This is a genomic window from Stenotrophomonas sp. YJH_SMC_37 (assembly GCF_059370035.1).
Genome location: NZ_JCAFTG010000008.1, coordinates 1 through 22,776, shown reverse-complemented (window position 1 = coordinate 22,776; position 22,776 = coordinate 1). Strand labels below are relative to the sequence as shown.

The following is a 22,776-nucleotide window of genomic DNA, read 5'->3' as shown; positions in this document are numbered from 1 at the left end:
GCCGCAGTGATGGGAGCAGCCTCGTTCACGCCTCGGGCAGCGGCTCGGGGACGGTGCCGGGAACGAACACACCATCCTTCACGTAGGCGGCCAGGGTCATGTCCAGCGCGAGCATGCCATCGCGCTTGAGGTCCATCAGTTCCGGTTCGACCATCGCGCCGTGCAGCACGCCCAGCACGGTGGCGTGCAGCATGCGTGCGGCGATCTTCGGGTCGGCGCCCTCGCGCAGCTGGCCCAGGTCCTTGGCGCGGCGCAGGGCGCGCTCCATCCGGTCCAGCGCATCGCGGAAGCCGGCCTGCTGCATTTCGGTCAGGACCCTGGTGTCGGCCGACGCATCGCTGCGCAGCATGATCTCCATGGTCTTGCGCAGGCGTTCGTCCTCGGACAGCTCGATGAACGAGTGGATCATCACCGCGCGCAGGTCGTGCACCGGCGTGTCGCGCTGGTCGGTGGAGGTGCGCTCCAGTTCCTGCATGAAGGGCAGGTGCACCCGCTCGACGATCGCGGCCAGCACCTCGCTCTTGTTCTTGAAGTGCCAGTACACCGCGCCACGGGTATAGCCGGCGCGGGCGCCGATCATCTCCAGCGTGGTACGGGCCACGCCGTGTTCATGGAAGCAGGCTTCGGCGGCGTCAAGGATGCCTTCCCGGGTTGCCTGGGTGTCCTCTTTGGTCTTGCGGGCCATGGGTAGGTACGAGTGCGGGTGAAACGTGGCTGAATTGTACCGGTTTACAAACAAACAAGCATGTATGTATATTTCGCTCCCATCATTCCCGTCGTGTGCGTGGCAGGCCGGTCCGGCTCCCACTCCCCGCTGGTGCGCGTTGCCTGCTGGCGCTTTCGGCCTGTATCAGCGCGATCTGAGATTCCTTCCCCTAAGAGCCTTTCCGTCATGTTGCTGAGCCGAATCCGACCCTTTGCACTGTCGCTGGCCATCGCCGCAGCCGTGGCTGCCTGCGGCGGCCAACCCCAGGCCCCCGAGCAGGGCCCGGGTGACGTCACCGTGGTCACGCTGAAGTCCGAAACTGTGGGCCTGACCCGCGAACTGCCGGGCCGTACCAACGCCTTCCTGGTCGCCGAAGTGCGCCCGCAGGTCAACGGCATTGTTGCCAAGCGCCTGTTCACCGAAGGCGGCATGGTCAAGGCCGGCGAGCCGCTGTACCAGATCGAGGACGCCAGCTACCGCGCCCAGGCCAACAGCGCCCGCGCCCAGCTGGCCCGCGCCGAAGCCACGGCCAACGCCGCGCGCCTGAGCGCCAAGCGCATCACCGAGCTGGCCAAGGTCGACGCGGTCAGCCAGCAGGACCTGGAAAACGCCGTCGCCGCGCAGAAGCAGGCCGAGGCGGATGTCGGTGCCGCGAAGGCATCGCTGGATGCGGCGAACGTCACTCTGGGCTACGCCCGCATCACCGCGCCGATCAGCGGCCGCATCGGCAAGTCCAGCGTTACCCAGGGTGCGCTGGTCAGCGCCGGCCAGGCCAATGCACTGGCGACCGTGCAGCAGCTGGATCCGATCTATGTCGACCTGACCCAGTCCTCCGCCGAACTGCTGCAGCTGCGCCGCGAACTGGCTGCCGGCCGCCTGCAGGACAACCAGACCCTGCCGGTCAGCATCCTGATGGAAGACGGCAGCACCTTCGAGCACAAGGGCACGCTGGAGTTCTCCGAAGTCAGCGTCGATCCGACCACCGGCAGCTTCGGCTTGCGCGTGAAGGTGGACAACCCGGACGGCCTGCTGATGCCGGGCATGTACGTGCGTGCGGTGATCGGCGGCGGCGTGCGCAGCGATGCGGTGCTGGTGCCGATGCAGGGCATCGCGCGCGATCCGAAGGGCGACACCACCGCGATGGTGGTCGGCAAGGACAACAAGGTCGAAGTGCGCCCGGTCAAGGTCAGCCGCACGGTCGGCGACAAGTGGCTGGTCGAGGACGGCCTGAAGGCCGGTGACAAGGTCATCGTCGAAGGCCTGCAGAAGATCGGCCCCGGCATGCCGGTCAAGGCCACCGAGAAGGGCGCTGCTCCGGCCAAGCCGGCGGCAGCCGCCCAGCCTGCCGCCCCGGCCGGTGACGCGAAGTAAGCGGAGAACTCCATGGCACGCTTTTTCATCGATCGACCCATCTTTGCGTGGGTGATCGCCATCATCATCATGCTCGCCGGCGGCCTGGCCCTGTTCAAGCTGCCGGTCTCGATGTACCCCAACGTCGCACCGCCGGCGGTGGAAATCAGCGCCACCTACCCGGGTGCATCGGCCAAGGTGGTCGAGGACTCGGTGACGCAGATCATCGAGCAGAACATGAAGGGCCTTGATGGCCTGATCTACTTCTCCTCCAACAGCTCGTCCAACGGCCAGGCCACCATCACCCTGACCTTCGAGAGCGGCACCAACCCGGACATCGCCCAGGTGCAGGTGCAGAACAAGCTGCAGCTGGCCATGCCGCTGCTGCCGCAGGAAGTGCAGCGGCAGGGCATCAACGTGGCCAAGTCCAGCTCGGGCTTCCTGAACGTCATCGCGTTCGTGTCCGAGAACGGCAGCATGGACGCCAACGACATCGCCGACTACGTCGGTTCCAATGTCGTCGATCGCCTGAGCCGCGTGCCAGGCGTGGGCAACATCCAGGTATTCGGTGGCAAGTACGCCATGCGCATCTGGCTGGACCCGAACAAGCTGCATACCTATGGCCTGTCCGTCGCGGAAGTGACTGCGGCGATCAAGGCACAGAATGCCCAGGTGGCGATCGGCCAGCTCGGCGGTGCGCCGTCGGTGAAGGGCCAGCAGCTCAACGCCACCATCAACGCGCAGTCGCGCCTGCAGACCCCGGAACAGTTCCGCAACATCATCGTGCGCGGCGCGCAGGACGGTGCCGAGCTGCGCCTGGGTGATGTCGCCCGCGTCGAACTGGGGGCTGAGTCCTACGACTTCGTCACCCGCTACAACGGCCAGCCGGCCAGCGGCCTGGCGGTCACCCTGGCCACCGGCGCCAACGCGCTGGATACTGCGGCCGGCGTGGACGCTGCGCTGGAAGACATGAAGAGCTTCTTCCCGGCAGGGCTGAAGGCCGAGATCCCGTACGACACCACCCCGTTCGTGCGCGTGTCGATCAAGGGCGTGGTGCAGACCCTGCTCGAAGCGATCGTGCTGGTGTTCGTGGTGATGTACCTGTTCCTGCAGAACTTCCGCGCCACCCTGATCCCGACCATCGCCGTGCCGGTGGTGCTGCTGGGCACCTTCGGCGTGCTGGCGATGCTGGGCTTCTCGGTGAACATGCTGACCATGTTCGCGATGGTGCTGGCGATCGGTCTGCTGGTGGACGATGCCATCGTGGTGGTGGAGAACGTCGAGCGCATCATGTCCGAGGAAGGACTGTCGCCGCTTGAAGCGACCCGCAAGTCGATGGGCCAGATCACCGGTGCGCTGGTGGGTATCGGCCTGGTGCTGTCGGCGGTGTTCGTGCCGATGGCCTTCATGAGCGGATCCACCGGCGTGATCTACCGGCAGTTCTCGGCCACGATTGTCTCTGCAATGGCGTTGTCGGTGCTGGTGGCGATCGTGCTGACCCCGGCGCTGTGCGCGACCATGCTCAAGCCGCTGAAGAAGGGCGAGCATCATGTTGCCCACCGCGGCCTGGCCGGTCGCTTCTTCAACGGTTTCAATCGTGGCTTCGACCGCACCAGCGAAAGTTACCAGCGTGGTGTGCGCGGGATCATCCATCGTCCGTGGCGCTTCATGGGCATCGTGGCGGCGCTGTTCGTGCTGATGGGCGTGCTGTTCGTGCGCCTGCCCAGCTCGTTCCTGCCCAACGAAGACCAGGGCGTGCTGATGGCGCTGGTGCAGGCCCCGGTCGGCGCCACCCAGGAGCGCACGCTGGAATCGATCGCGGCATTGGAGAACCACTTCCTGCAGAACGAGAAGGATGCGGTGGATTCGGTGTTCTCCGTGCAGGGCTTCAGCTTCGCCGGCATGGGCCAGAACGCCGGCATGGCGTTCGTCAAGCTGAAGGACTGGAGCGAGCGTGACGCCGACAATGGCGTGATGCCGATCACCGGTCGTGCGATGGCTGCCCTGGGCCAGATCAAGGATGCCTTCATCTTTGCCTTCCCGCCGCCGGCCATTCCGGAACTGGGTACTGCCTCGGGCTATACCTTCTTCCTGAAGGACAACAGCGGCCAGGGCCACGAGGCACTGGTCGCCGCACGCAACCAGCTGCTCGGCCTGGCCGCCGCCAGCAAGAAGCTGGCCAACGTGCGCCCGAACGGCCAAGAGGACACGCCGCAGTTCCGCATCGACATCGACGCGGCCAAGGCGACCTCGCTGGGGCTGTCGATCGACCAGATCAACGGCACGCTGGCCGCTGCGTGGGGCAGCTCGTACATCGATGACTTCGTCGATCGTGGCCGCGTCAAGCGCGTGTTCGTGCAGGCCGACCAGCCGTTCCGCATGGTCCCGGAGGACTTCGACCTCTGGTCCGTGAAGAACGACAAGGGCGAGATGGTGCCGTTCAGTGCATTCGCCACCAAGCACTGGGATTACGGTTCGCCGCGCCTGGAGCGCTACAACGGCGTGTCGGCGATGGAGATCCAGGGCGAACCGGCCCCGGGTGTCGCCTCCGGCGATGCCATGGCCGAGATCGAGCAGCTGGCCAAGCAGCTGCCCGCGGGCTTCGGCATCGAGTGGACGGCGATGTCCTACCAGGAACGCCAGGCCGGCTCGCAGACGCCGTTGCTGTACACGCTGTCGCTGATGATCGTGTTCCTGTGCCTGGCCGCGATGTATGAAAGCTGGAGCGTGCCGACCGCGGTGCTGCTGGCGGCCCCGCTGGGTATCCTCGGCGCCGTGCTGGCCAACACCTTCAAGGGCCTGGAACGCGACATCTATTTCCAGGTGGCGATGCTGACCACGGTAGGCCTGACCAGCAAGAACGCGATCCTGATCGTCGAGTTCGCCAAGGAAAACCTGGAAAAGGGCGCCAGCCTGATCGAGTCGATCATGCACGCCGTGCGCGACCGCCTGCGCCCGATCGTGATGACCTCGCTCGCCTTCGGCATGGGCGTGGTACCGCTGGCGATCTCCACCGGCGCCGGTTCCGGCGCCAAGCAGGCGATCGGCACCGGCGTGCTCGGCGGCATGATCGTCGGCACCGTGCTCGGCGTGTTCTTCGTGCCGCTGTTCTTCGTGGTGGTGCAGCGCGTGTTCAAGCGCAAATCCACGATGTGACCTGTAACGGTAGTGCCGGCCGCTGGCCGGCATCTGCTGATCGCTTGATGTGAATCCAACGAGGTTGCCGGCCAGCGGCCGGCACTACCTCCTGCCATCCGGCAGTACCGATGGAAGTCATTCCCATGAAAAGTGCATCCCTGTTCCTTTCCATTGCCGCCGCGCTCGCGCTGGCAGGTTGCTCCACCCTGGTGCCGAAGAACACCGCTGTCGCCCCGGCGATCCCGGCGCAGTGGCCGGCCGAGGCCGCGCAGGGCGAGGTGGCCGATGCCGCCGCCGTCGGCTGGCGCGACTTCTTCACCGATGCGCGCCTGCAGCAGGTGATCGAGCAGTCGCTGCAGAACAATCGCGACCTGCGCGTGGCCGTGCTCAACGTTGAACGCGCGCGCGGCCAGTACCGTGTGCAGCGCGCTGATCGCGTGCCCGGCGTGGCCGTTACCGGCCAGATGCAGCGCCAGGGCACCGATGCCGGTGTCAGCGAGCAGTTCACCGCCGGTGTCGGCGTGGCCGAGTTCGAGCTGGACCTGTTCGGCCGCGTGCGCAACCTCAGTGAAGCGGCACTGCAACAGTACTTCGCGGTGGCCGCCAACCGCCGCAACGCGCAGCTGAGCCTGGTTGCCGGGACCGCAACTGCGTGGCTGACGTATGGTGCCGACGCGCAGCGCCTGAAGATCGCCGAGGCCACGCTGAAGACCTACGAAGATTCGTTGCGCCTGGCCGAGGCCCGCCACGAGCGTGGCGGCAGTTCGGCACTGGAACTGACCCAGACCCGCACGCTGGTCGAGACCGCGCGCACCGATGCTGCGCGCCTGCGTGGCCAGCTGGCCCAGGACCGCAACGCGCTGGCGCTGCTGGCCGGTGGCCAGCTCGATCCGGCACTGCTGCCGGACGGCATCGAACCGCAGCTGCTGGCACTGGCACCGCCGCCGGCCGGCCTGCCCAGCGACGTGCTGCTGCAGCGCCCGGACATCATGGCCGCCGAGCACCAGCTGCTGGCGGCCAACGCCAATATCGGTGCGGCACGCGCGGCGTTCTTCCCCAGCATCTCGCTGACCGGCAGCATCGGCAGTGGTTCGAGCGAACTGTCCAACCTGTTCGACAGCGGTACGCGCGTGTGGAGCTTCCTGCCGAAGATCACGCTGCCGATCTTCCAGGGCGGCAAGCTGCGCGCCAACCTGGCCATCGCCAACGCCGATCGTGATATCGCTCTGGCGCAGTACGAGAAGTCGATCCAGGTGGGCTTCCGCGAAACCGCCGATGCGCTGGCGTTGAATGTCAGCCTGGACGAGCAGGTGAGTTCACAGCAGCGCCTGGTGGAAGCGGCCGAACAGGCCAACCGCCTGTCGCAGGCGCGCTACGACGCGGGCCTGGACAGCTTCGTGACCCTGCTGGATGCGCGACGTACCGCCTACAACGCACAACAGACCCAGCTGCAGGCGCGGCTGGCGCAGCAGGCCAACCGCATCACGCTGTACAAGGTGCTGGGCGGTGGCTGGCACGAGCGCAGCTGAGCAGCAATTCGATACCGGTAGCGCCGGGCCACGCCCGGCGGCTTTTCGTTCCTGCATGCCTGACGTCTGGGCGGACCGCACTTCGTGCTCGCCGGGCATGGCCAGGCGCTACCGCATGGGCCAACGGCACCATGCAAACGGATATTCATCGAGATGCAGGGTCAACCCTGCTCGGATGGGGTTGCCCGGGATGTACAACGCATGGCGCCTCAAGGCTTCCTCGCTGCGTACCGCGTGATCGAAACAGCTCGGCTGCCACAAAGGCGTCTGTATGCCGAACTGCTGCCCCAGCAACCAGCTGCTGCGGGATTTCACCGTTCCCATCATGCGCGCCAGTGATCCGTCGCGCAGCTGCATCAGCCAGTGCAGATGGTCAGGCATGACGACCCAAGCAAAGGACCGACTGAGGCCCATGCGTTCAACATACCTCAATGCATCCACAAGACACGTTGCACAACGTGGATCTTCAAAGACCGGACGGCGGTGGCGTACGACCGTGGTGAGGACGTAGTAGCCCCGGATACGGGAGTGGCGGCCGCGTTCCAGGTGACGGCTGGACATGGCGCCAGTCTGCACTGATGGGATGTCCGCCGTTATCAGCCGAGGGCGGTGGCCCGTGTGGGATTCTTCCGGGTATCGCGCTCGCCGGGCATGGCCCGGCGCTACCGTCAGATCGCTTCATCGTCGCGCCGCGCTGCATGGCAGGCGCGCACCCGCGCGAGCGCATCGCCGGCTTCGCGCGCCATCTGCTCGTACTCGGCGCGGATCTCTTCCAGGCGTGCCTCGTCCAGTTCTTCCAGATCGAGCAGCTCGTTGTTGGCCTCGGCGGTTGCCCGGATCAGCTCGTCCAGCTTGATCTGCATCGCGGCGGTGTCCGCGTTCTGCGTGTGCTGGATCAGGAACACCATCAGGAAGGTGATGATGGTGGTGCCGGTGTTGATCACCAGCTGCCAGGTGTCGTTGAAGCCGAACACCGGGCCACTGATGCCCCAGATCACCACGATCGCCACTGCAGCCAGGAAGGTCCACGGCGAGCCCGTGGCGGCCGCGGCCTTCTTGGCGATCGTATTGAACAGGTTTCGTGCTTTCATCGTCGTCGTCCCACCCAGGTGACGAGGATGATCGGCAGTGGCGCGTGGAGGCGCCGTGCAGCGGCCGTCAGGCGCGCATGCGTTGCAGTCGTGGCGCCTGCAGGCTGCGCACTGGGCTGCTCTGATAGACGTGCTGCCAGCAGAGGTCGACGAACTCGCGGGCCTGTGCTTCGCTCAACCGCGGCATGATCTGCAGGGCGTACTGGGTCTGGAACATTTCGTCACGTTCGGCCTCGCTGGCGCGCGGCTGGGTGATCAGCGAATCACAGGCGAACTTGATCCACGGCACGTAGGAGCCGAACGAGTTGTGCGGCAGTGCGCCCTCGGCATGCTGGCGGCGCCAGTGGTCAAGCTCGGCGTCTACGTTGATGACCGGAGGAATGGTGGGGACTTCAGCGTGCATGACAATCCAGTTCGGTTGAGTGGAAAGGGAGTGGGGGTTCATCGGAGTGTGGCGTATCTGCCGGTGCATGCCGCGTCAGCGGGATGTGGAGCCGGTGTGGCGATTGCTGATCAGTTGCGCGTGCTCGACCGCCCCCATCTGCTCGGCCATGGTGGCCATCGCGTTGCACAGTCGCTCGTGATCGCGTGGCTGGCCGCGCACCAGTTCCAGCTGCAGGCCCTGGTAGGCACTCCAGAACGACGCACTGCGCCGGTGCAGCGCGAAGTGCTGCTGCAGGCGTTCGCGGATGGATTCGAGGATCGGGTCGGGCGTAGGTCGTACGGCGTGCGCGCACATGGCTGGCTCCGCCGGGGAAACGAGCCCCGGTAACCCCACCCTAGGCGTGTCAGCCGGGTGGGGTGTTACCGCAGTGTGTGCACGCAGTCCAGCTGACTGTGCGCGCGGTCACGGCAATGGCCGCAAACGCTGTCCGCACTAAGAGGTGGCGGCACTGAAGCGTTCATTAAACGGGTTCAACGGATGACGGTGTGTGGCTCATTCACCGATGTCTTCGTTCCAGATGTCCGGATGGCGGCTGATGAAATCGCCGAGCAGGTCGACGCATTCCTGGTTGTCGAGGTCGATCACGTTGACGCCGTTTTCCCGCAACCAGTCGATGCCGCCCTGGAAGGTGCGCGATTCGCCCACCACCACGGTGCCGATGTTGAACTGGCGCACCAGGCCAGAGCAGTACCAGCACGGTGCCAGGGTGGTGACCATGATCGTGTCCTGGTAACGGCGCTGGCGGCCGGCCTTGCGGAACGCATCGGTCTCGCCGTGCACCGACGGGTCGCCTTCCTGCACGCGGCGGTTGTGGCCGCAGCCAAGCAGGCGGCCGTCGTTGTGGTACAGGGCCGCGCCGATCGGCACGCCGCCCTCGGCCAGGCCTTGGCGGGCTTCGGCGATGGCGGTCTGCAGCAGGGCCTGGTAGTCGGGCGTGGTGATCATGCGGGGCTCCGGTAAGTCGTGGCCCGCCATGATACGGGCAGGGGGTGCCGCTGGCCCCCGGCGGTGCGATAATCGGGGCCATGAGCGAATCCCCCTACAAAGCCGGTACCACCCATTTCGGGTTCCGCGACGTCGCCGCCAAGGACAAGCAGAAGCTGGTCGGCCAGGTGTTCACCTCGGTCGCGCGCAACTACGACCTGATGAACGACCTGATGAGCCTGGGCGTGCACCGGGCGTGGAAGCGCTACTACGTGGCCACCGCGCAGGTGAAGCCGGGCGACCGCGTGCTCGACCTGGCCGGCGGCACCGGCGACATCGCCGCCCTGCTGAAGGAGCGCGTCGGCGCCGAGGGCTCGGTGGTGCTGGGCGACATCAACGCCGGCATGCTGTCGGTCGGCCGTGACCGCCTGACCAACCGCGGCCTGGTGCTGGGCCTGGACTACGTGCAGTGCAACGCCGAGGCCCTGCCGTTCCCGGACAACAGCTTCGACCTGGTCACCATCGCCTTCGGCCTGCGCAACGTGACCGACAAGGACGCTGGCCTGCGCGAGATGTACCGCGTGCTGAAGGTGGGCGGCCAGGCCCGCGTGCTGGAGTTCTCCGAAGTCACCGCGGACTGGTTCAAGCCGATCTACGACTTCCACTCGTTCAAGATCCTGCCGAAGCTGGGCAAGCTGTTCGCCAACGATTCGGACAGCTACCAGTACCTGGCCGAGAGCATCCGCAAGCACCCGCCGCAGGACGAACTGAAGGCGATGATGGCGCAGGCCGGCTTCGAGCGCTGCCACTACAAGAACCTGACCGGCGGCATCGTCTCGATCCACTCCGGCTACAAGCTGTAGGCCCGGTGTTCCGGTAGTGCCGGCCGCTGGCCGGCATCCCCGTGCCCGGTCATCGTCCGTGCGGATGCCGGCCAGCGGCCGGCACTACCGGTGCTGTGGGCCGCCATTACCCCGCACCGCGCAACGCCTGCGCGGCCGGAGGGAGTTACCATTGGGGTTTGATCCCCGTAACGGTCCCGATTCATGCGTAATCCGCTGATGCTCCTTCCGCTGGCCGTGGCCCTGGCCGCCGGCTGCTCCCAGGAGGCGGCCGCGCCCGCCGCCGCCCCGACTGCCGCAAAGGCCCCTGCCGCCCCCGTGAACGCCGAGAACCGCAGCCACGACGAAAGCTCGTACGCCGAGCCGGACAAGGTCGTCATCAAGGACATCGCGCTGGATCTGAAGCTGGACTTCGACCAGAAGCAGATCGGCGGTACCGCCACCTACACCCTGGAATGGAAACAGAAGGACGCCAGGCAACTGGTGCTCGACACCCGCGAGCTGACCGTGTCCAAGGTCGAGGCCGTTGCCGCCGACGGCGCGCGCAGCCCGCTGAAGTTCGAGCTGGCCGCCGCTGACAAGGTGTTCGGCAGCAAGCTGACCATCGAGGCCCCGGAACAGCCGGCCAAGGTGGAAGTGAGCTACCACACCGCACCGACGGCCTCGGGCCTGCAGTGGCTGGCGCCGTCGATGACCGAGGGCAAGAAGCTGCCCTTCATGTTCAGCCAGTCGCAGGCCATCCACGCCCGTTCGTGGGTGCCGCTGCAGGACACCCCGAGCGTGCGTTTCACCTACAGCGCGCACGTGGTCTCGCGCCCGGACGTGATGGTGCTGATGAGCGCCGACAACGATCCGAAGGCCGCGCGTGACGGTGACTACACCTTCAAGATGCCGCAGCCGATTCCGTCCTACCTGCTGGCCATCGCGGCCGGCGACCTGGTGTTCGAGCCGATCTCCGGCCGCTCCGGCGTCTGGGCCGAGCCGACCATGGTCAACAAGGCCGCCAAGGAATTCGAGGACACCGAGAAGATGATCGGTGCCGCCGAGAAGCTGTACGGCGAATACCGCTGGGGCCGCTACGACATGCTGGTGCTGCCGCCGTCGTTCCCGTTCGGCGGCATGGAGAACCCGCGCCTGACCTTCGCCACCCCGACCGTGATCGTCGGCGACAAGTCGCTGGTCTCGCTGGTCGCCCATGAACTGGCGCACAGCTGGTCGGGCAACCTGGTGACCAACGCCAGCTGGAAGGACATCTGGCTCAATGAAGGCTTCACTACCTACGTCCAGGGCCGCATCACCGAAGCCCTGTACGGCAAGGAGATGGCCGAGATGGAGAAGCAGATCGACCAGACCGACCTGCTGGCCGAAGTGAAGGACATGAGCCCGGCCGACCAGGCGCTTGCGCTGCCGCCGCTGAACGAGCGCGACCCCGACGAAGCGCTCAGCCAGGTCGCCTACGTCAAGGGTGCATGGTTCCTGGAGTTCCTGGAGCAGCGCTTCGGCCGCGAGACCTTCGATCCGTTCCTGCGCGGCTGGTTCGATGACCATGCTTTCCAGAGCGCGAACACCGACCAGTTCGTCGGCTACATGAAGAAGAACCTGCTGCCGAAGAATCCGTCGGCAGTGACCGAGGCCGAACTGAAGGCATGGCTGGACGAGCCGGGTATCCCGGCGTTCGCGGCCAAGGCGCAGTCGCGCAACTTCAGCAGCGTCGATACCGCACGCATCGCCTTTGCCAGCGCCGGCACCGTGCCCAGCAGCCAGGTCATCGCCGACTGGAGCACCCAGGAATGGGTGCGCTTCATCGACGGCCTGGGCGCGACCCAGCCGCTGGACAAGCTGGCCACGCTGGACAAGGCCTTCCACTTCACCGGCACCCCCAATGGCGAAATCGCCATGCGCTGGTACCCGCTGGCGATCCGCAGCGGCTACGAGCAGGCCAATGAAGGCGCGGCGGCATTCATCGAGCGCGTCGGCCGTCGCAAGCTGATCCTGCCGATCTACGCCGAACTGGTGAAGACCCCGAAGGGGCTGGAGCTGGCCAAGCAGGCCTTCGAAAAGGCCAAGCCGGGCTACCACCCGATCACCACCGCCTCGGTCCAGGACATGCTGGCCAAGGCTGAAGCCAAGTAAGCGGTAGTGCCGGCCGCTGGCCGGCAACCGGTCACTGCTTCACCACCAACGGCGGGGAAACCCGCCGTTGGTGTATCCGCTTTTCGCTGCCGATAGAATCGGGATGCACTCGCCAAGGACCTCCGCCATGAAACGACTGATCCTGCTCACCGCCTGCACGCTGGCGCTGGCCGCCTGCAGCAACCCCGAGGAAGAACGCAAGGCGAAGGAAGCCGCCGCAGCCGCCGTGCAGGCGCAGAAGGAGGCCAAGGCCGAAGACGTGGCCAAGCAGTACGACATGGCCGTGGCCGCGCAGGACTGGGAGCGCGCGCGCCTGCATGGTGCCTCGCTGCTGGACCAGTACAAGGACACCGCGGCCGCCGAGCGCATCGCCGCAGGCTTCGACGAGGTCAAGGCCAAGGGCGATGCCGCGCGCGACCTGCGCCGCATGCAGGCACTGTGGCAGTACAACCAGATCCCGGTGGGCAACAAGGGCAACCAGGTTTCGGCGCAGATCTACAGCAAGGAACGGGTGGACGTGGATGGCAGCGGCGCCAAGCCGGTGCAGCTGGTGTTCCGCGATCATCCGGAGTGGAAGCGGCATGCGTATCTGGTGCTGCAGGCCGGCGATTTCCGTTGCCCGCAGTGCACGGTGAAAGTAACCGTGGACGACGGCAAGCCGATTTCCATGGCGGCGTGGCGTCCGAAGACCGATGAAGCCATTGCCCTGTTCATCACCGACCAGAAGGCGCTGTGGAAGCTGGCGCGCAAGGGCAAATCGATCAGCATCGAGTTCCCGGTCAAGGCCGGTGGCACCCGCACCGCTGTATTCGAAACCGGTGGCGTCGACGCCAGCCGCATGCCGCAGTGGTGGCAGTGATCGTTGCGGCGGGCAGCGCCGTGCACGCGTTGTCCGCGATCCGGCACTGGGTGTTCGACATGGATGGCACGCTGACCGTGGCCGTGCATGATTTCGCCGCGATCCGCCACGCGCTGGAGATCGCGGCCGAGGAAGACATCCTTGACCATATTGCGGCCTTGCCGGACGCACCGGCGCAGGCCAAGCGCGCGTGGCTGCTGGATCATGAGCGCGCGCTGGCCGAGGACGCACTGCCGGCACCGGGTGCGCTGAAGCTGCTGCGCGCGTTGTCGGCGGCAGGCTGCCGGCTCGGCATCCTGACCCGCAATGATCATGCGCTGGCGAAGCTGACCTTGGACGCGATCGGGGTCGGGGCGTTGTTCGACGATGCCGACATCATCGGCCGCGATGAAGCGGTGCCCAAACCCTCACCGGATGGCCTGCAGCAGCATCTGCGGCGTTGGGGGATCGGGGCTGCGGAGGCAGTGATGGTCGGTGACCACGCCTACGACCTGGAGTGCGGCCGTGCCGCAGGCACGCACACCGTGCTGGTCAATCTGCCGGAAAATCCGTGGCCGGGCCGTGCCGACTGGCATTTCGCCGATTGCCGCGCCTTGTTGGCTGCCTGGCAGGGCGCCTGATGATGTAGAGCCGAGCCCACGCTCGGCTGCTCTCCGGTCAGATCGCGCTGGCGCGCGCAAGCCGAGCATGGCTCGGCTCTACAGGAATCAAACAGTGTGTCGACCAAGGTCGACACCTACCAACAGCATTCCCAGCAGCGCATCGGGTGGAAAGCCCCCGTGTTGTTCAAGGGGGCGCGCCGAAGGCGCGGGGATAAGGTGGAATGCGCGAGCAATTTGGTTACGCGCTAAGCGCGTAGCCAAATTGCTGCTTGAACTGCTCGTTGAACTCATCGAAGGTGAAGCGCTGGTTCTGCGTGCCCGGGTGTTCGACCTTCAGCGCGCCCATCAGGTTGCCCATGCGGCCGATGGTCAGCCAGTCGTAGCCCTTCTGGATGCCGTAGATCAGGCCGGCGCGGAAGGCGTCGCCACAGCCGGTGGGGTCGACCACGCGGCGCTCGTGCGCCGGCGGGATGTCGTAGCTCTTTTCCGGGGTGTGGATGACCGCACCCTTCGGGCCACGGGTGGTGATGTAGGCCTTGACCCGGCTGACGATCTCCTTTTCGTCCCAGCCGGTGCGCTCCTGCAGCAGGTTCGACTCGTAGTCGTTGACCACCACGTAGTCGGCCTGATCGATGAACGCGCGCAGTTCCGGGCCGTTGAACAGCGGCATGGCCTGGCCCGGGTCGAAGATGAACGGGATGCCGTCCTCGTGGAATTCCTGCGCGTTCTGGATCATGCCTTCGCGGCCGTCCGGGCCGACCAGGCCCAGGGTCACGCCCGGCACGCCACGCACGTGGTTCTCGTAGGAACGCATCATCGCGCCCGGGTGGAAGGCGGTGATCTGGTTGTTGTCGTGATCGGTGGTGATGAACGCCTGCGGGGTGAACAGCTCATCGATCACGCGCACGCGCGACAGGTCGATGCCCAGGCCTTCGAAGTACTCGCGGTACGGGCCGAAGTCCGATCCCACCGTGCCCATCGGGATCGGCTGGCCACCCAGCAGGTGCAGGTTGTAGGCGATGTTGCCGGCGCAGCCGCCGAACTCGCGGCGCATGCGTGGGACCAGGAACGACACGTTCAGGATGTGCACCTTGTCCGGCAGGATGTGATTCTTGAACTGGTCCGGGAACACCATGATGGTGTCGAAGGCAAGAGAACCACAGATCAGAGCGGACATCGATGTAAGCCTATGCGGTGAATTTTGGGGTGGGCCGGCCCGGTTCAGCGGGCAAGCAAACGGCGCCCTTGGGCGCCCGACGGCGCAAAGGTTACCCGCTGGTGCCGCTCAGGGCCAGAACCGGGTGAGGCCTGATCAGGCCGAAAGCCTGTGAAGACGCGGGTTCAGCTAGTTTTTTCCTTGCTCGGCGGCAGGCGGGTTGCTAGGCTTGTCGGCCTCGATTTCTGCCCATTTTTTCGCCATCCCGCGGCGGGCACGACACCCCTCAGGACTCCTTCCTCAGATGTTCAAGAAACTCCGTGGCATGTTCTCCAACGACCTGTCCATCGACCTGGGCACGGCCAACACCCTCATCTACGTGCGCGGGCAGGGGATCGTACTGAACGAGCCATCGGTCGTGGCCGTGCGCCAGGACCGTGCCATCGGTGGCACCCGCTCGGTGGCAGCCGTAGGCGCCGAAGCCAAGCAGATGCTGGGCCGTACCCCGGGCCACATCACCACCATCCGCCCGATGAAGGACGGCGTCATCGCCGACTTCACCTACACCGAGGCGATGCTCAAGCACTTCATCAAGAAGGTGCACAAGTCGCGCGTGCTGCGCCCGAGCCCGCGCGTGCTGGTCTGCGTGCCGGCCGGTTCGACCCAGGTCGAGCGCCGCGCGATCAAGGAATCGGCCGAGGAAGCCGGTGCCCGTGACGTGTTCCTGATCGAAGAGCCGATGGCCGCCGCGATCGGCGCCGGCATGCCGGTCACCGAAGCCCGTGGCTCGATGGTCATCGACATCGGCGGCGGCACCACCGAAGTGGCGGTGATCTCGCTCAACGGCATCGTCTATTCGGCCTCGGTCCGCATCGGCGGCGACCGCTTCGACGAGTCCATCACCAACTACGTGCGCCGCAACCACGGCATGCTGATCGGTGAAGCCACCGCCGAGCGCATCAAGGTCGAGCTGGGCTGCGCCTACCCGCAGGCGGAAGTGATCGAGATGGAAATCTCCGGCCGCAACCTCGCCGAGGGCGTGCCGAAGATGATCAAGATCAGCTCCAACGAGGTGCTCGAGGCCCTGCACGAACCGCTGTCGGGCATCGTCAGCGCGGTGAAGCTGGCGCTGGAGCAGACCCCGCCGGAACTGTGCGCCGACGTCGCCGAGCGCGGCATCGTGCTGACCGGTGGCGGCGCCCTGCTGCGCGACCTGGACCGCCTGATCTCCGAGGAAACCGGCCTGCACGTGCAGGTGGCCGACGATCCGCTGACCTGCGTGGCCCGCGGCGGCGGTCGTGCGCTGGAGCTGGTGGACATGCACGGCAACGAGTTCTTTGCGCCGGAATAAGCCGTCCCGGCCGTTCCTGCCCGCCGCGCCCTTCCGGGGTGCGGCCCGCCGTGATGGCGGGCCGGCACCGGCGGGGCGCCCGCGTGTTTCCCTTCCGCCTTCTGCCAGTTGAATCGTTGCCGTGCCGCCCTACGCCGGTCCTCCCGTCGCCTCCCGATCCGGTGATGCCGCCAGCCCCCTGCGGTTGCTGGCCTATCTCGCGTTGGCCATCACGCTGATCGTGCTCGATGACCAGGCCGGCTGGCTGGCGCGCCTGCGCGAGCAGGCCAACAGCCTGGTGCAGCCGGTCTGGGCACTGGCCGGCCTGCCCGGCAAGCTCGGCAACCAGGTCAAGGATTCCGCCGCCAGCCACAGCCAGCTGGTCACCGAAAACCGCGAACTGCGCAACCAGCTGCTGCTGGCCAACGCGCGCCTGACCCGCCTGCAGACCGCCGCACTGGACAATGCCCAGCTGCGCGAACTGCTGAACGTGGCCGAGCGCAGTGGCCTGGACGTGCAGCTGGCGCCGATCCTGGACATCGACCTGGACCCGGTCAAACAGCGCCTGGTACTCGATGCCGGCAGCCGCGAGGGCGTGCATGTCGGCCAGGCGGTGATCGACGCCGGCGGCCTGATGGGCCAGGTGATCAGCGTCACCGGCGGCACCTCTACCGTGCTGCTGCTGACCGACCCTGACCATGCCGTGCCGGTCACCGTGGCCCGCAACGGCGTTCGCCTGATCGTCTATGGCCGCGGCGACACGCTGGAACTGCGCGATATTCCGCTCAGCGCCGGGGTGGAAGTGGGCGATGAGATCGTCACCTCCGGTCTTGGCGGTCGTTTCCCGGCCGGCTTCCCGGTCGGCACCATCACCGGCCTGCGACCGGACGACACCCATGCGTTCCTGGTCGGCGAACTGAAGCCGGCGGCGCAGCTCGACCGCGGCCGCGACGTGCTGCTGCTGCGCCCGGGCGCGGCGATCCGCATTCCGCCGGAGCTGCGCCTGCAGCTGGAAGAAACCGCCCCGGGTGGCCCGGCCACCGGCGCCACCGTGCCCGTGGGAACCGCGCCAGCGGCATCGACGCCAGCTCCGGTCAGCGCCCCGGTAGTGCCGGCCGCTGGCCGGCAACAGCCCTCGTCGCAAACGAGGTCTGTTGCCCCCGCATCCTCCCCTGATCCTGCTGCTCCGGTAGTGCCGGCCGCTGGCCGGCAACCGACCACGCCGGAGGCGCAGCGATGAGCCGCCTGCGCGACAACCCATGGGTGCTGCCGGCCAGCCTGGTGGTGGCGCTGCTGCTGGGCCTGCTGCCGTTGCCGGCGCTGCTGCAGCCGCTGCGCCCGTACTGGCTGGCGCTGGTGCTGGCGTACTGGGTCATCGAAGCGCCCGAGCGCGTCGGCCTGGGCATCGCCTTCGCCAGCGGCGTCATCGCCGACCTGCTGTACGGCGGTGTCCTCGGCGAGCAGGCACTGCGGCTGGTGATGCTGGCTTTCATCCTGCAGCGCTTCCGCGCGCGCATCCGCTTCTTCCCGATGTCGCAGCAGATGCTGGCCATCGGCGGCCTGCTGTTCAACGACCGCATCGTCAGCGCACTGGTGCACATCCTGGTGGGCGAACCGACCCTGCCGTGGTCGTACTGGTGGGCCCCGCTGCTGGGCATGGGCCTGTGGCCGCTGGTGTTCGTGCTGCTGGACGCGGTGCGCTTCGGCAAGCGCGGGCGCTGAGCCATGATTCCGCGCCGCCAGGTCAAGAATCCACACGCCGAAGCCGAGCAGTTCCGCCGTCGCGCGGCGCTCGGTTTCCTGGGCGTGCTGGTCTGCCTGCTGGGGCTGGGCGGCTGGTACTTCAAGCTGCAGGTGCTGGACCACGACGTCTATGCCACGCGCTCGGAAGCCAACCGCATCAAGCCGCGGCCGGTGGTGCCCGGGCGCGGCATGATCTACGACCGCAATGGCCGCCTGCTGGCCGAGAACGTGCCGGCGTTCCGCCTGGACGTGACCCCGGACAAGGTCAAGGACATGGACGCCACCCTGGAAGGGCTGGCGAAGATCATCAGCATCAGCCCGGAAGAGCTGGAAGCGTTCAACAAGTCGCGCAAGGCGCGCCGCAAGTTCCTGCCGGTCACGCTGAAGCTGCGCATGAGCGACGAGGAGATGGCGCGCTTTGCCGTCGACCGCTGGCGTTTCCCGGGGGTCGAGCTGGAACCCTACCTGACCCGGCGCTACCCGTATGGCGATCTGTTCGCGCACATCATCGGCTACGTCGGTCGCGTCGATGACAAGGATCTGGAAATCCTCGGCGAAGGTAATGCCGCGCTGACCCACATCGGCAAATCCGGCCTGGAGCGCTATTACGAGCAGCAGCTGCGTGGCCGGGTCGGCTATGAACAGGTCGAGACCAACGTGCAGGGCCGCGCGATCCGCACCATCGGCCGGGTGGCCGCGCAGTCCGGTGCGGACCTGCGGCTGTCGATCGACGCCGACCTGCAGCGCGCGATGGTGGCTGCCTTCGGCGACCAGGAAGGCTCGGCGGTGGCGATGGACCCGCGTACCGGCGAAGTGCTGGCGATGGTCAGCCTGCCGTCCTACGACCCCAACCTGTTCGTCAACGGCATTTCCCATGCCGACTTCAAGGCATTGAACGAAAACCCGTCGCGGCCGCAGTTCAACCGCCTGGTGCTCGGTGGCGTCGCCCCCGGTTCCACGCTGAAACCCCTGATCGGCCTGGCCGGCCTGGATTCGGGCGTGCGCCGCCCGGAAGACAAGGTGCTGTCCACCGGCATGTTCTACCTGCCCGGCACTTCACGTGGCTGGGGTGATGCGCATCGCGGCGGCCACGGCTGGACCGACCTGCGCAAGTCGATCGCCGAATCGGTCAATACCTATTACTACAAGCTGGCGCTGGACCTGGGCATCGAGCGCTTCGACCATTACATGGAGTACTACGGCTTCGGCCAGCCGACCGGCATCGACCTCACCGGCGAAATCGGCGGCATCCTGCCGTCGCCGGCCTACAAGCGGAAGACCCGCAAGGAAGCCTGGTTCCCGGGCGACACGGTCAACATCAGCATCGGCCAGGGCGACTGGAAGGTCACCCCGCTGCAGCTGGCGCGCGGCGTCAGCGCGCTGGCCGACGGCCAGCTGCGCACCCCGCACCTGGTGATCCAGCAGCGCGAAGGATTCGACAGCGACTGGACGGCAATGCCGGCCGGCGAAAGCAAGCCGATCAGCCCCAACCCCAACAACGTGCAGGCCGTGCGCGAGGGCATGATGGCGACCATGCGGCCCGGCGGCAGCGGCTGGCGCGTGGCGGTGGGTGCGCCGTACGTGATGGCCGGCAAGACCGGTACCGCACAGGTCATCAGCCGCAAGGGCACTGCTGCAGTGAACCCGAAGAGCCTGCCGATGCACCTGCGCCACCGCGCGCTGTTCGTTGGCTTCGCGCCGGTCGAAAACCCGGTGATCGCGATTGCGGTGGCGGTGGAAGGCGGTGGCTACGGTGGTTCAGCCGCGGCGCCGATCGCCCGCAAGGTGTTCGATGCCTACCTGCTGGGCAAGATGCCCGAAGGCATGCAGCCGCTGGACAGCGAGCGCGGCACCACTGCCATCGGCGCCACCGCGTTCGACAACGAAGACGCGAGCGCGCGCCAGGCCGGCGATCTTGCCGCTGCACAGGTGGGAGAACATCCGGTGCTGATCGGCGTGCCTGCACCGGCGCCTGCACCCGCGCCGCAGCCGGATGCGCAGGCCGCCGCGTTGCCGGCCACGCCACGGCCGACCCCTGCGGAGCCCGCACGATGAGAGTGTTCCTGCGGTGGGCCGGCGACATGCTGCGCCGCTTCTTCAGTACGCTGGACTGGGTGCTGTGCCTGGCCCTCGGCGCGCTGATGGTGATCGGCCTGGCGACCCTGAAGAGTGCCGGAGGCGACAGCCTGGTGATGGCCCAGGGCGCGCGCTTCGCGGTGGGCATGGCGGCGCTGTGGGGCATCTCGCGCGTGCCTATCCTGCGCATCCGCTCGGCCACGCCGATGATCTATGCGATCTCGATGATTCCGTTGCTGGCGGTGTTCGTGCTCGGCACCGGCAAGTACGGCCGGCAGTGGCTGGACCTGAAGTTCTTCTACCTGCAGCCGGCCGAGCTGCTGAAGGTGAGCCTGCCGATGATGGTGGCCTGGTACCTGCACAGGATGCCGCTGCCACCGCGCTTCAATACCGTGCTCGTGGCCTTGGTCATCATCGGCGTACCGACCGGCCTGGTGATGCTGCAGCCGGACTTCGGCACCGGTGTGCTGATCGCCGCCAGTGGCGTGTTCGTGCTGCTGCTGGCAGGCCTGCCGTGGTGGTGGGTCGGGCTGGGCGTAGGCGGCGTGGCCGCGGTCGCGCCGGTGGCCTGGTTCTGGCTGCTGCGGCCGTACCAGAAGGACCGCATCATGATGTTCCTGGACCCGGAAATGGACGCGCTTGGCGCCGGCTGGAACATCATCCAGTCGAAGATCGCGATCGGTTCCGGGGGCTTCGATGGCAAGGGCTGGGGCGAGGGCTCGCAGTCGCACCTGAACTTCATTCCCGAGCAGACCACCGACTTCGCGTTCTCGGTGCTGAGCGAGGAATTCGGCTGGATCGGCGTGGCCACCGTGCTGGCGCTGTACCTGCTGGTGATCGGGCGTTGCCTGTGGATTGCCAGCCAATCGCGCGATTCCTATTCGCGCCTGCTTGCCGGGGCCACCGGACTGGCATTCTTCGTCTACGTACTGGTCAACGGCGGGATGATTTCCGGCCTGCTGCCGGTGGTGGGCGTGCCGATGCCGCTGATCAGTTACGGCGGTACCTCGGCGGTGTCACTGCTGGCCGGCTTCGGCCTGGTGATGGCGGTGCGCAGCCACAACCCGGTGCACGGCGGCTACGGCTAGCCGCCGCGCTTCCTGCTCCTGATTCTTGTAGAGCCGAGCCATGCTCGGCTGCTTCTGCTGTATGAAAGGCAGTCGGGCATGGCTCGACTCTACAAATGCGGCACCGCGCTGACAGCTTCACGCAAGCACGCATTGCTACCGTGGCCGTGTGGAATGGAAACGACTGCTTGGCGGCTGCCGTGAGGCGGTGCGCACGATCGATCTGCCGTTGCTGGTTGCGTTGTTGATCCTGATGGGCGTCGGCCTGGCGGTGCTGCACAGCGTGTCCGGCCCCGTGGCCGGGCAGGCGGCGCGCTTTGCCGGTGGCCTGGTGGCGATGTGGCTGCTGTCGCGTGTTTCGCTGCTGCGCCTGCGGGCGTGGACACCAGCGTTGTATGCGTTGTCGATGCTGCCGCTGATGGCGGTCTACGTGGTCGGCACCGGCAAATACGGGCAGCGCTGGCTCAACCTCGGCGTGTTCTACCTGCAACCGTCCGAACTGCTCAAGCTCAGCCTGCCGCTGATGATGGCCTGGTACCTGCATCGCCAACCGCTGCCGCCGTCGCCACGCACGGTACTGACGGCTGCGGTGCTGATCGGCATGCCTGCAGTACTGATCCTGATGCAGCCCAACCTCGGTACCGCAACGCTGGTCACCGCCAGCGGCGTGTTCGCCTTGTTGCTGGCGGGCCTGCACTGGGGATGGGTGGCGACCGGGGCAACAGGGCTTGCGGTGGCCGCACCCCTGGCATGGTTCGGTCTGTTGCGTCAGTACCAGAAGGATCGCGTGCTGACCTTCCTCGATCCGGCGGCAGACCCGCTCGGCACCGGTTGGAACATCCTGCAGTCACGCATCGCGATCGGCTCCGGTGGCTGGGACGGGCGCGGCTGGGGGCAGGGCACCCAGGCCACGCTGGACTTCCTGCCTGAGTACACCACGGACTTCGCGTTCTCGGTGCTGGCCGAAGAGTTCGGCTGGATCGGCGTGGCCACCGTGTTTGCGCTGTACCTGTTCGTGGTCGGCCGCTGCCTGTGGATCGCGGTGCACGCCCGCGACACGCACGCAAGGTTGCTGGCCGGCAGCCTGGGCTTGGCGTTCTTCGTGTACGTACTGGTGAACGGCGGGATGATTTCCGGCCTGCTGCCGGTGGTGGGCATTCCGATGCCGTTGATCAGTTATGGCGGTACCTCGGCGGTGTCGCTGCTGGCGGGTATCGGACTGGTGATGGCGGTGCGCGGGCACCGACCCGTGCACGGGGGATAGGGTTTCCAGCCAACGGCGCAGCCCCTCGTGGATGACCGCGCAAAGCAGTTCATGGGTGGGGCCGGGTAGATGGGCCGCGCAGGGGATGCTGCAAGTACATCCATGTAAGCTCGGTCGTCGCATCCATGCGGCTCACGCCCCTGCGCAGCCCATCTACCCGGCCACGGACAGGTTCCGTGCGCGTCTCCCCCGGAGAAGAAAAAGAAGATCAAAAGCAAAGGCGGCCTGGCGGGTCGCTTCATTGCCTTGTGTAGAGCCGATCCATGCTCGGGTCACGAGCAAGCGCAGCGTCGCGATCTTTTGATCTTCTTTTTCTTCTCCGTGGGTGGCAGACCTCCGAAATCTGTCAGAGGCCGGTCGGGTTGGGTACGCGGGGGTGTCTGATCTGGCCCCCTGAAAACGGACGCCATGAAGCCGTTTCAGGCGGCAGCCCGGAGCTGCCGGGCGTAGTTGTTAGGCGAGTGGTAGCCCAGCGCCGAGTGTAGCCGGGCTGGATTGTAGAAGCCGTGGATGTAAGCAGC

The 22,776-nt window shown here is 66.6% G+C and carries 20 protein-coding genes; 13 read left to right on the top strand and 7 right to left on the bottom strand.

Annotated elements, in window-relative coordinates; all coding sequences use genetic code 11:
• Positions 1-25: 25 nt before the first annotated feature.
• Positions 26-685, bottom strand: a complete 660-nt coding sequence (smeT, locus tag AC5P8J_RS12610) for an efflux transporter SmeDEF transcriptional repressor SmeT (protein WP_019660698.1) — start codon at positions 683-685, stop codon at positions 26-28.
• 207 nt (positions 686-892) lie between these two features.
• On the opposite strand from smeT, the gene smeD reads away from it, so the two are divergent.
• From smeD to smeF, 3 genes are all read left to right on the top strand, one after another.
• Positions 893-2,077, top strand: a complete 1,185-nt coding sequence (smeD, locus tag AC5P8J_RS12605) for a multidrug efflux RND transporter periplasmic adaptor subunit SmeD (RefSeq protein ID WP_049404072.1) — start codon at positions 893-895, stop codon at positions 2,075-2,077.
• Between the two features lie 12 nt (positions 2,078-2,089).
• Positions 2,090-5,212 (top strand): multidrug efflux RND transporter permease subunit SmeE, encoded by a 3,123-nt coding sequence (smeE, locus tag AC5P8J_RS12600; protein WP_111098679.1) that lies wholly within the window; start codon positions 2,090-2,092, stop codon positions 5,210-5,212.
• 110 nt (positions 5,213-5,322) lie between these two features.
• Positions 5,323-6,723: a multidrug efflux RND transporter outer membrane subunit SmeF gene (smeF, locus tag AC5P8J_RS12595; RefSeq protein ID WP_494539993.1), complete on the top strand. Its 1,401-nt coding sequence runs from the start codon at positions 5,323-5,325 to the stop codon at positions 6,721-6,723.
• A gap of 108 nt (positions 6,724-6,831) precedes the next feature.
• Here smeF and AC5P8J_RS12590 read toward each other — a convergent pair whose 3' ends face one another.
• From AC5P8J_RS12590 to AC5P8J_RS12570, 5 genes are all read right to left on the bottom strand, one after another.
• Complete coding sequence (locus AC5P8J_RS12590) at positions 6,832-7,284, bottom strand: REP-associated tyrosine transposase (protein WP_111098681.1); 453 nt, start codon at positions 7,282-7,284, stop codon at positions 6,832-6,834.
• 107 nt (positions 7,285-7,391) lie between these two features.
• The gene (locus AC5P8J_RS12585; protein WP_019660693.1) at positions 7,392-7,814 is read right to left on the bottom strand and encodes a low affinity iron permease family protein; all 423 of its coding nucleotides are present in this window, start codon (positions 7,812-7,814) and stop codon (positions 7,392-7,394) included.
• Positions 7,815-7,881: 67 nt separating this feature from the next.
• Positions 7,882-8,217, bottom strand: coding sequence for a hypothetical protein (locus tag AC5P8J_RS12580; RefSeq protein WP_021203904.1), 336 nt, complete (start codon positions 8,215-8,217; stop codon positions 7,882-7,884).
• A 75-nt stretch (positions 8,218-8,292) separates the two neighbouring features.
• The gene (locus AC5P8J_RS12575; protein WP_021203905.1) at positions 8,293-8,553 is read right to left on the bottom strand and encodes a hypothetical protein; all 261 of its coding nucleotides are present in this window, start codon (positions 8,551-8,553) and stop codon (positions 8,293-8,295) included.
• A 198-nt stretch (positions 8,554-8,751) separates the two neighbouring features.
• On the bottom strand, positions 8,752-9,204 hold the full coding sequence (locus tag AC5P8J_RS12570) for a nucleoside deaminase (RefSeq protein ID WP_005419409.1): 453 nt from the start codon (positions 9,202-9,204) through the stop codon (positions 8,752-8,754).
• 80 nt (positions 9,205-9,284) lie between these two features.
• On the opposite strand from AC5P8J_RS12570, the gene ubiE reads away from it, so the two are divergent.
• The 4 genes from ubiE (at position 9,285) to AC5P8J_RS12550 (ending at position 13,637) form a co-directional block, all read left to right on the top strand.
• Positions 9,285-10,046: a bifunctional demethylmenaquinone methyltransferase/2-methoxy-6-polyprenyl-1,4-benzoquinol methylase UbiE gene (gene ubiE / locus AC5P8J_RS12565; RefSeq protein ID WP_019660690.1), complete on the top strand. Its 762-nt coding sequence runs from the start codon at positions 9,285-9,287 to the stop codon at positions 10,044-10,046.
• 183 nt (positions 10,047-10,229) lie between these two features.
• Positions 10,230-12,158, top strand: a complete 1,929-nt coding sequence (locus AC5P8J_RS12560; protein ID WP_021203906.1) for a M1 family metallopeptidase — start codon at positions 10,230-10,232, stop codon at positions 12,156-12,158.
• 127 nt (positions 12,159-12,285) lie between these two features.
• Positions 12,286-13,017, top strand: a complete 732-nt coding sequence (locus AC5P8J_RS12555) for a hypothetical protein (RefSeq protein ID WP_021203907.1) — start codon at positions 12,286-12,288, stop codon at positions 13,015-13,017.
• A complete protein-coding gene (locus AC5P8J_RS12550) occupies positions 13,017-13,637 on the top strand; it encodes an HAD family hydrolase (protein ID WP_031270516.1) in 621 nt (206 codons plus the stop codon). Before AC5P8J_RS12555 ends, AC5P8J_RS12550 begins: the two co-directional genes overlap by 1 nt.
• A 220-nt stretch (positions 13,638-13,857) precedes the next feature.
• Here AC5P8J_RS12550 and AC5P8J_RS12545 read toward each other — a convergent pair whose 3' ends face one another.
• On the bottom strand, positions 13,858-14,796 hold the full coding sequence (locus AC5P8J_RS12545) for a carbohydrate kinase family protein (protein WP_019660686.1): 939 nt from the start codon (positions 14,794-14,796) through the stop codon (positions 13,858-13,860).
• Positions 14,797-15,079: 283 nt separating this feature from the next.
• Here AC5P8J_RS12545 and AC5P8J_RS12540 point away from each other — a divergent pair, with 283 nt between their 5' ends.
• The 6 genes from AC5P8J_RS12540 to rodA (AC5P8J_RS12515) all read left to right on the top strand — a co-directional run bounded on the left by AC5P8J_RS12540 (position 15,080) and on the right by rodA (AC5P8J_RS12515) (position 22,255).
• Entirely contained in the window at positions 15,080-16,126 is a 1,047-nt protein-coding gene (locus tag AC5P8J_RS12540) for a rod shape-determining protein (RefSeq protein ID WP_005419402.1), read from the top strand.
• Between the two features lie 121 nt (positions 16,127-16,247).
• A complete protein-coding gene (mreC, locus tag AC5P8J_RS12535) occupies positions 16,248-17,345 on the top strand; it encodes a rod shape-determining protein MreC (RefSeq protein WP_111102105.1) in 1,098 nt (365 codons plus the stop codon).
• Positions 17,342-17,827, top strand: a complete 486-nt coding sequence (gene mreD / locus AC5P8J_RS12530; RefSeq protein WP_021204559.1) for a rod shape-determining protein MreD — start codon at positions 17,342-17,344, stop codon at positions 17,825-17,827. Before mreC ends, mreD begins: the two co-directional genes overlap by 4 nt.
• 3 nt (positions 17,828-17,830) lie before the next feature.
• The gene (gene mrdA / locus AC5P8J_RS12525) at positions 17,831-19,903 is read left to right on the top strand and encodes a penicillin-binding protein 2 (RefSeq protein ID WP_021204560.1); all 2,073 of its coding nucleotides are present in this window, start codon (positions 17,831-17,833) and stop codon (positions 19,901-19,903) included.
• Complete coding sequence (rodA, locus tag AC5P8J_RS12520; RefSeq protein WP_019660682.1) at positions 19,900-21,012, top strand: rod shape-determining protein RodA; 1,113 nt, start codon at positions 19,900-19,902, stop codon at positions 21,010-21,012. Before mrdA ends, rodA (AC5P8J_RS12520) begins: the two co-directional genes overlap by 4 nt.
• Before the next feature lie 148 nt (positions 21,013-21,160).
• On the top strand, positions 21,161-22,255 hold the full coding sequence (rodA, locus tag AC5P8J_RS12515; RefSeq protein ID WP_031270823.1) for a rod shape-determining protein RodA: 1,095 nt from the start codon (positions 21,161-21,163) through the stop codon (positions 22,253-22,255).
• The last annotated feature ends 521 nt before the right edge of the window (positions 22,256-22,776 follow it).

Coding starts and splice junctions, on each gene's coding strand:
- smeT (WP_019660698.1), bottom strand. CDS start 685: ATGGCCCGCAAGACCAAAGAGGACACCCAGGCAACCCGGGAAGGCATC.
- smeD (WP_049404072.1), top strand. CDS start 893: ATGTTGCTGAGCCGAATCCGACCCTTTGCACTGTCGCTGGCCATCGCC.
- smeE (WP_111098679.1), top strand. CDS start 2,090: ATGGCACGCTTTTTCATCGATCGACCCATCTTTGCGTGGGTGATCGCC.
- smeF (WP_494539993.1), top strand. CDS start 5,323: ATGGAAGTCATTCCCATGAAAAGTGCATCCCTGTTCCTTTCCATTGCC.
- AC5P8J_RS12590 (WP_111098681.1), bottom strand. CDS start 7,284: ATGTCCAGCCGTCACCTGGAACGCGGCCGCCACTCCCGTATCCGGGGC.
- AC5P8J_RS12585 (WP_019660693.1), bottom strand. CDS start 7,814: ATGAAAGCACGAAACCTGTTCAATACGATCGCCAAGAAGGCCGCGGCC.
- AC5P8J_RS12580 (WP_021203904.1), bottom strand. CDS start 8,217: ATGCACGCTGAAGTCCCCACCATTCCTCCGGTCATCAACGTAGACGCC.
- AC5P8J_RS12575 (WP_021203905.1), bottom strand. CDS start 8,553: ATGTGCGCGCACGCCGTACGACCTACGCCCGACCCGATCCTCGAATCC.
- AC5P8J_RS12570 (WP_005419409.1), bottom strand. CDS start 9,204: ATGATCACCACGCCCGACTACCAGGCCCTGCTGCAGACCGCCATCGCC.
- ubiE (WP_019660690.1), top strand. CDS start 9,285: ATGAGCGAATCCCCCTACAAAGCCGGTACCACCCATTTCGGGTTCCGC.
- AC5P8J_RS12560 (WP_021203906.1), top strand. CDS start 10,230: ATGCGTAATCCGCTGATGCTCCTTCCGCTGGCCGTGGCCCTGGCCGCC.
- AC5P8J_RS12555 (WP_021203907.1), top strand. CDS start 12,286: ATGAAACGACTGATCCTGCTCACCGCCTGCACGCTGGCGCTGGCCGCC.
- AC5P8J_RS12545 (WP_019660686.1), bottom strand. CDS start 14,796: ATGTCCGCTCTGATCTGTGGTTCTCTTGCCTTCGACACCATCATGGTG.
- AC5P8J_RS12540 (WP_005419402.1), top strand. CDS start 15,080: ATGTTCAAGAAACTCCGTGGCATGTTCTCCAACGACCTGTCCATCGAC.
- mreD (WP_021204559.1), top strand. CDS start 17,342: ATGAGCCGCCTGCGCGACAACCCATGGGTGCTGCCGGCCAGCCTGGTG.
- mrdA (WP_021204560.1), top strand. CDS start 17,831: ATGATTCCGCGCCGCCAGGTCAAGAATCCACACGCCGAAGCCGAGCAG.
- rodA (WP_019660682.1), top strand. CDS start 19,900: ATGAGAGTGTTCCTGCGGTGGGCCGGCGACATGCTGCGCCGCTTCTTC.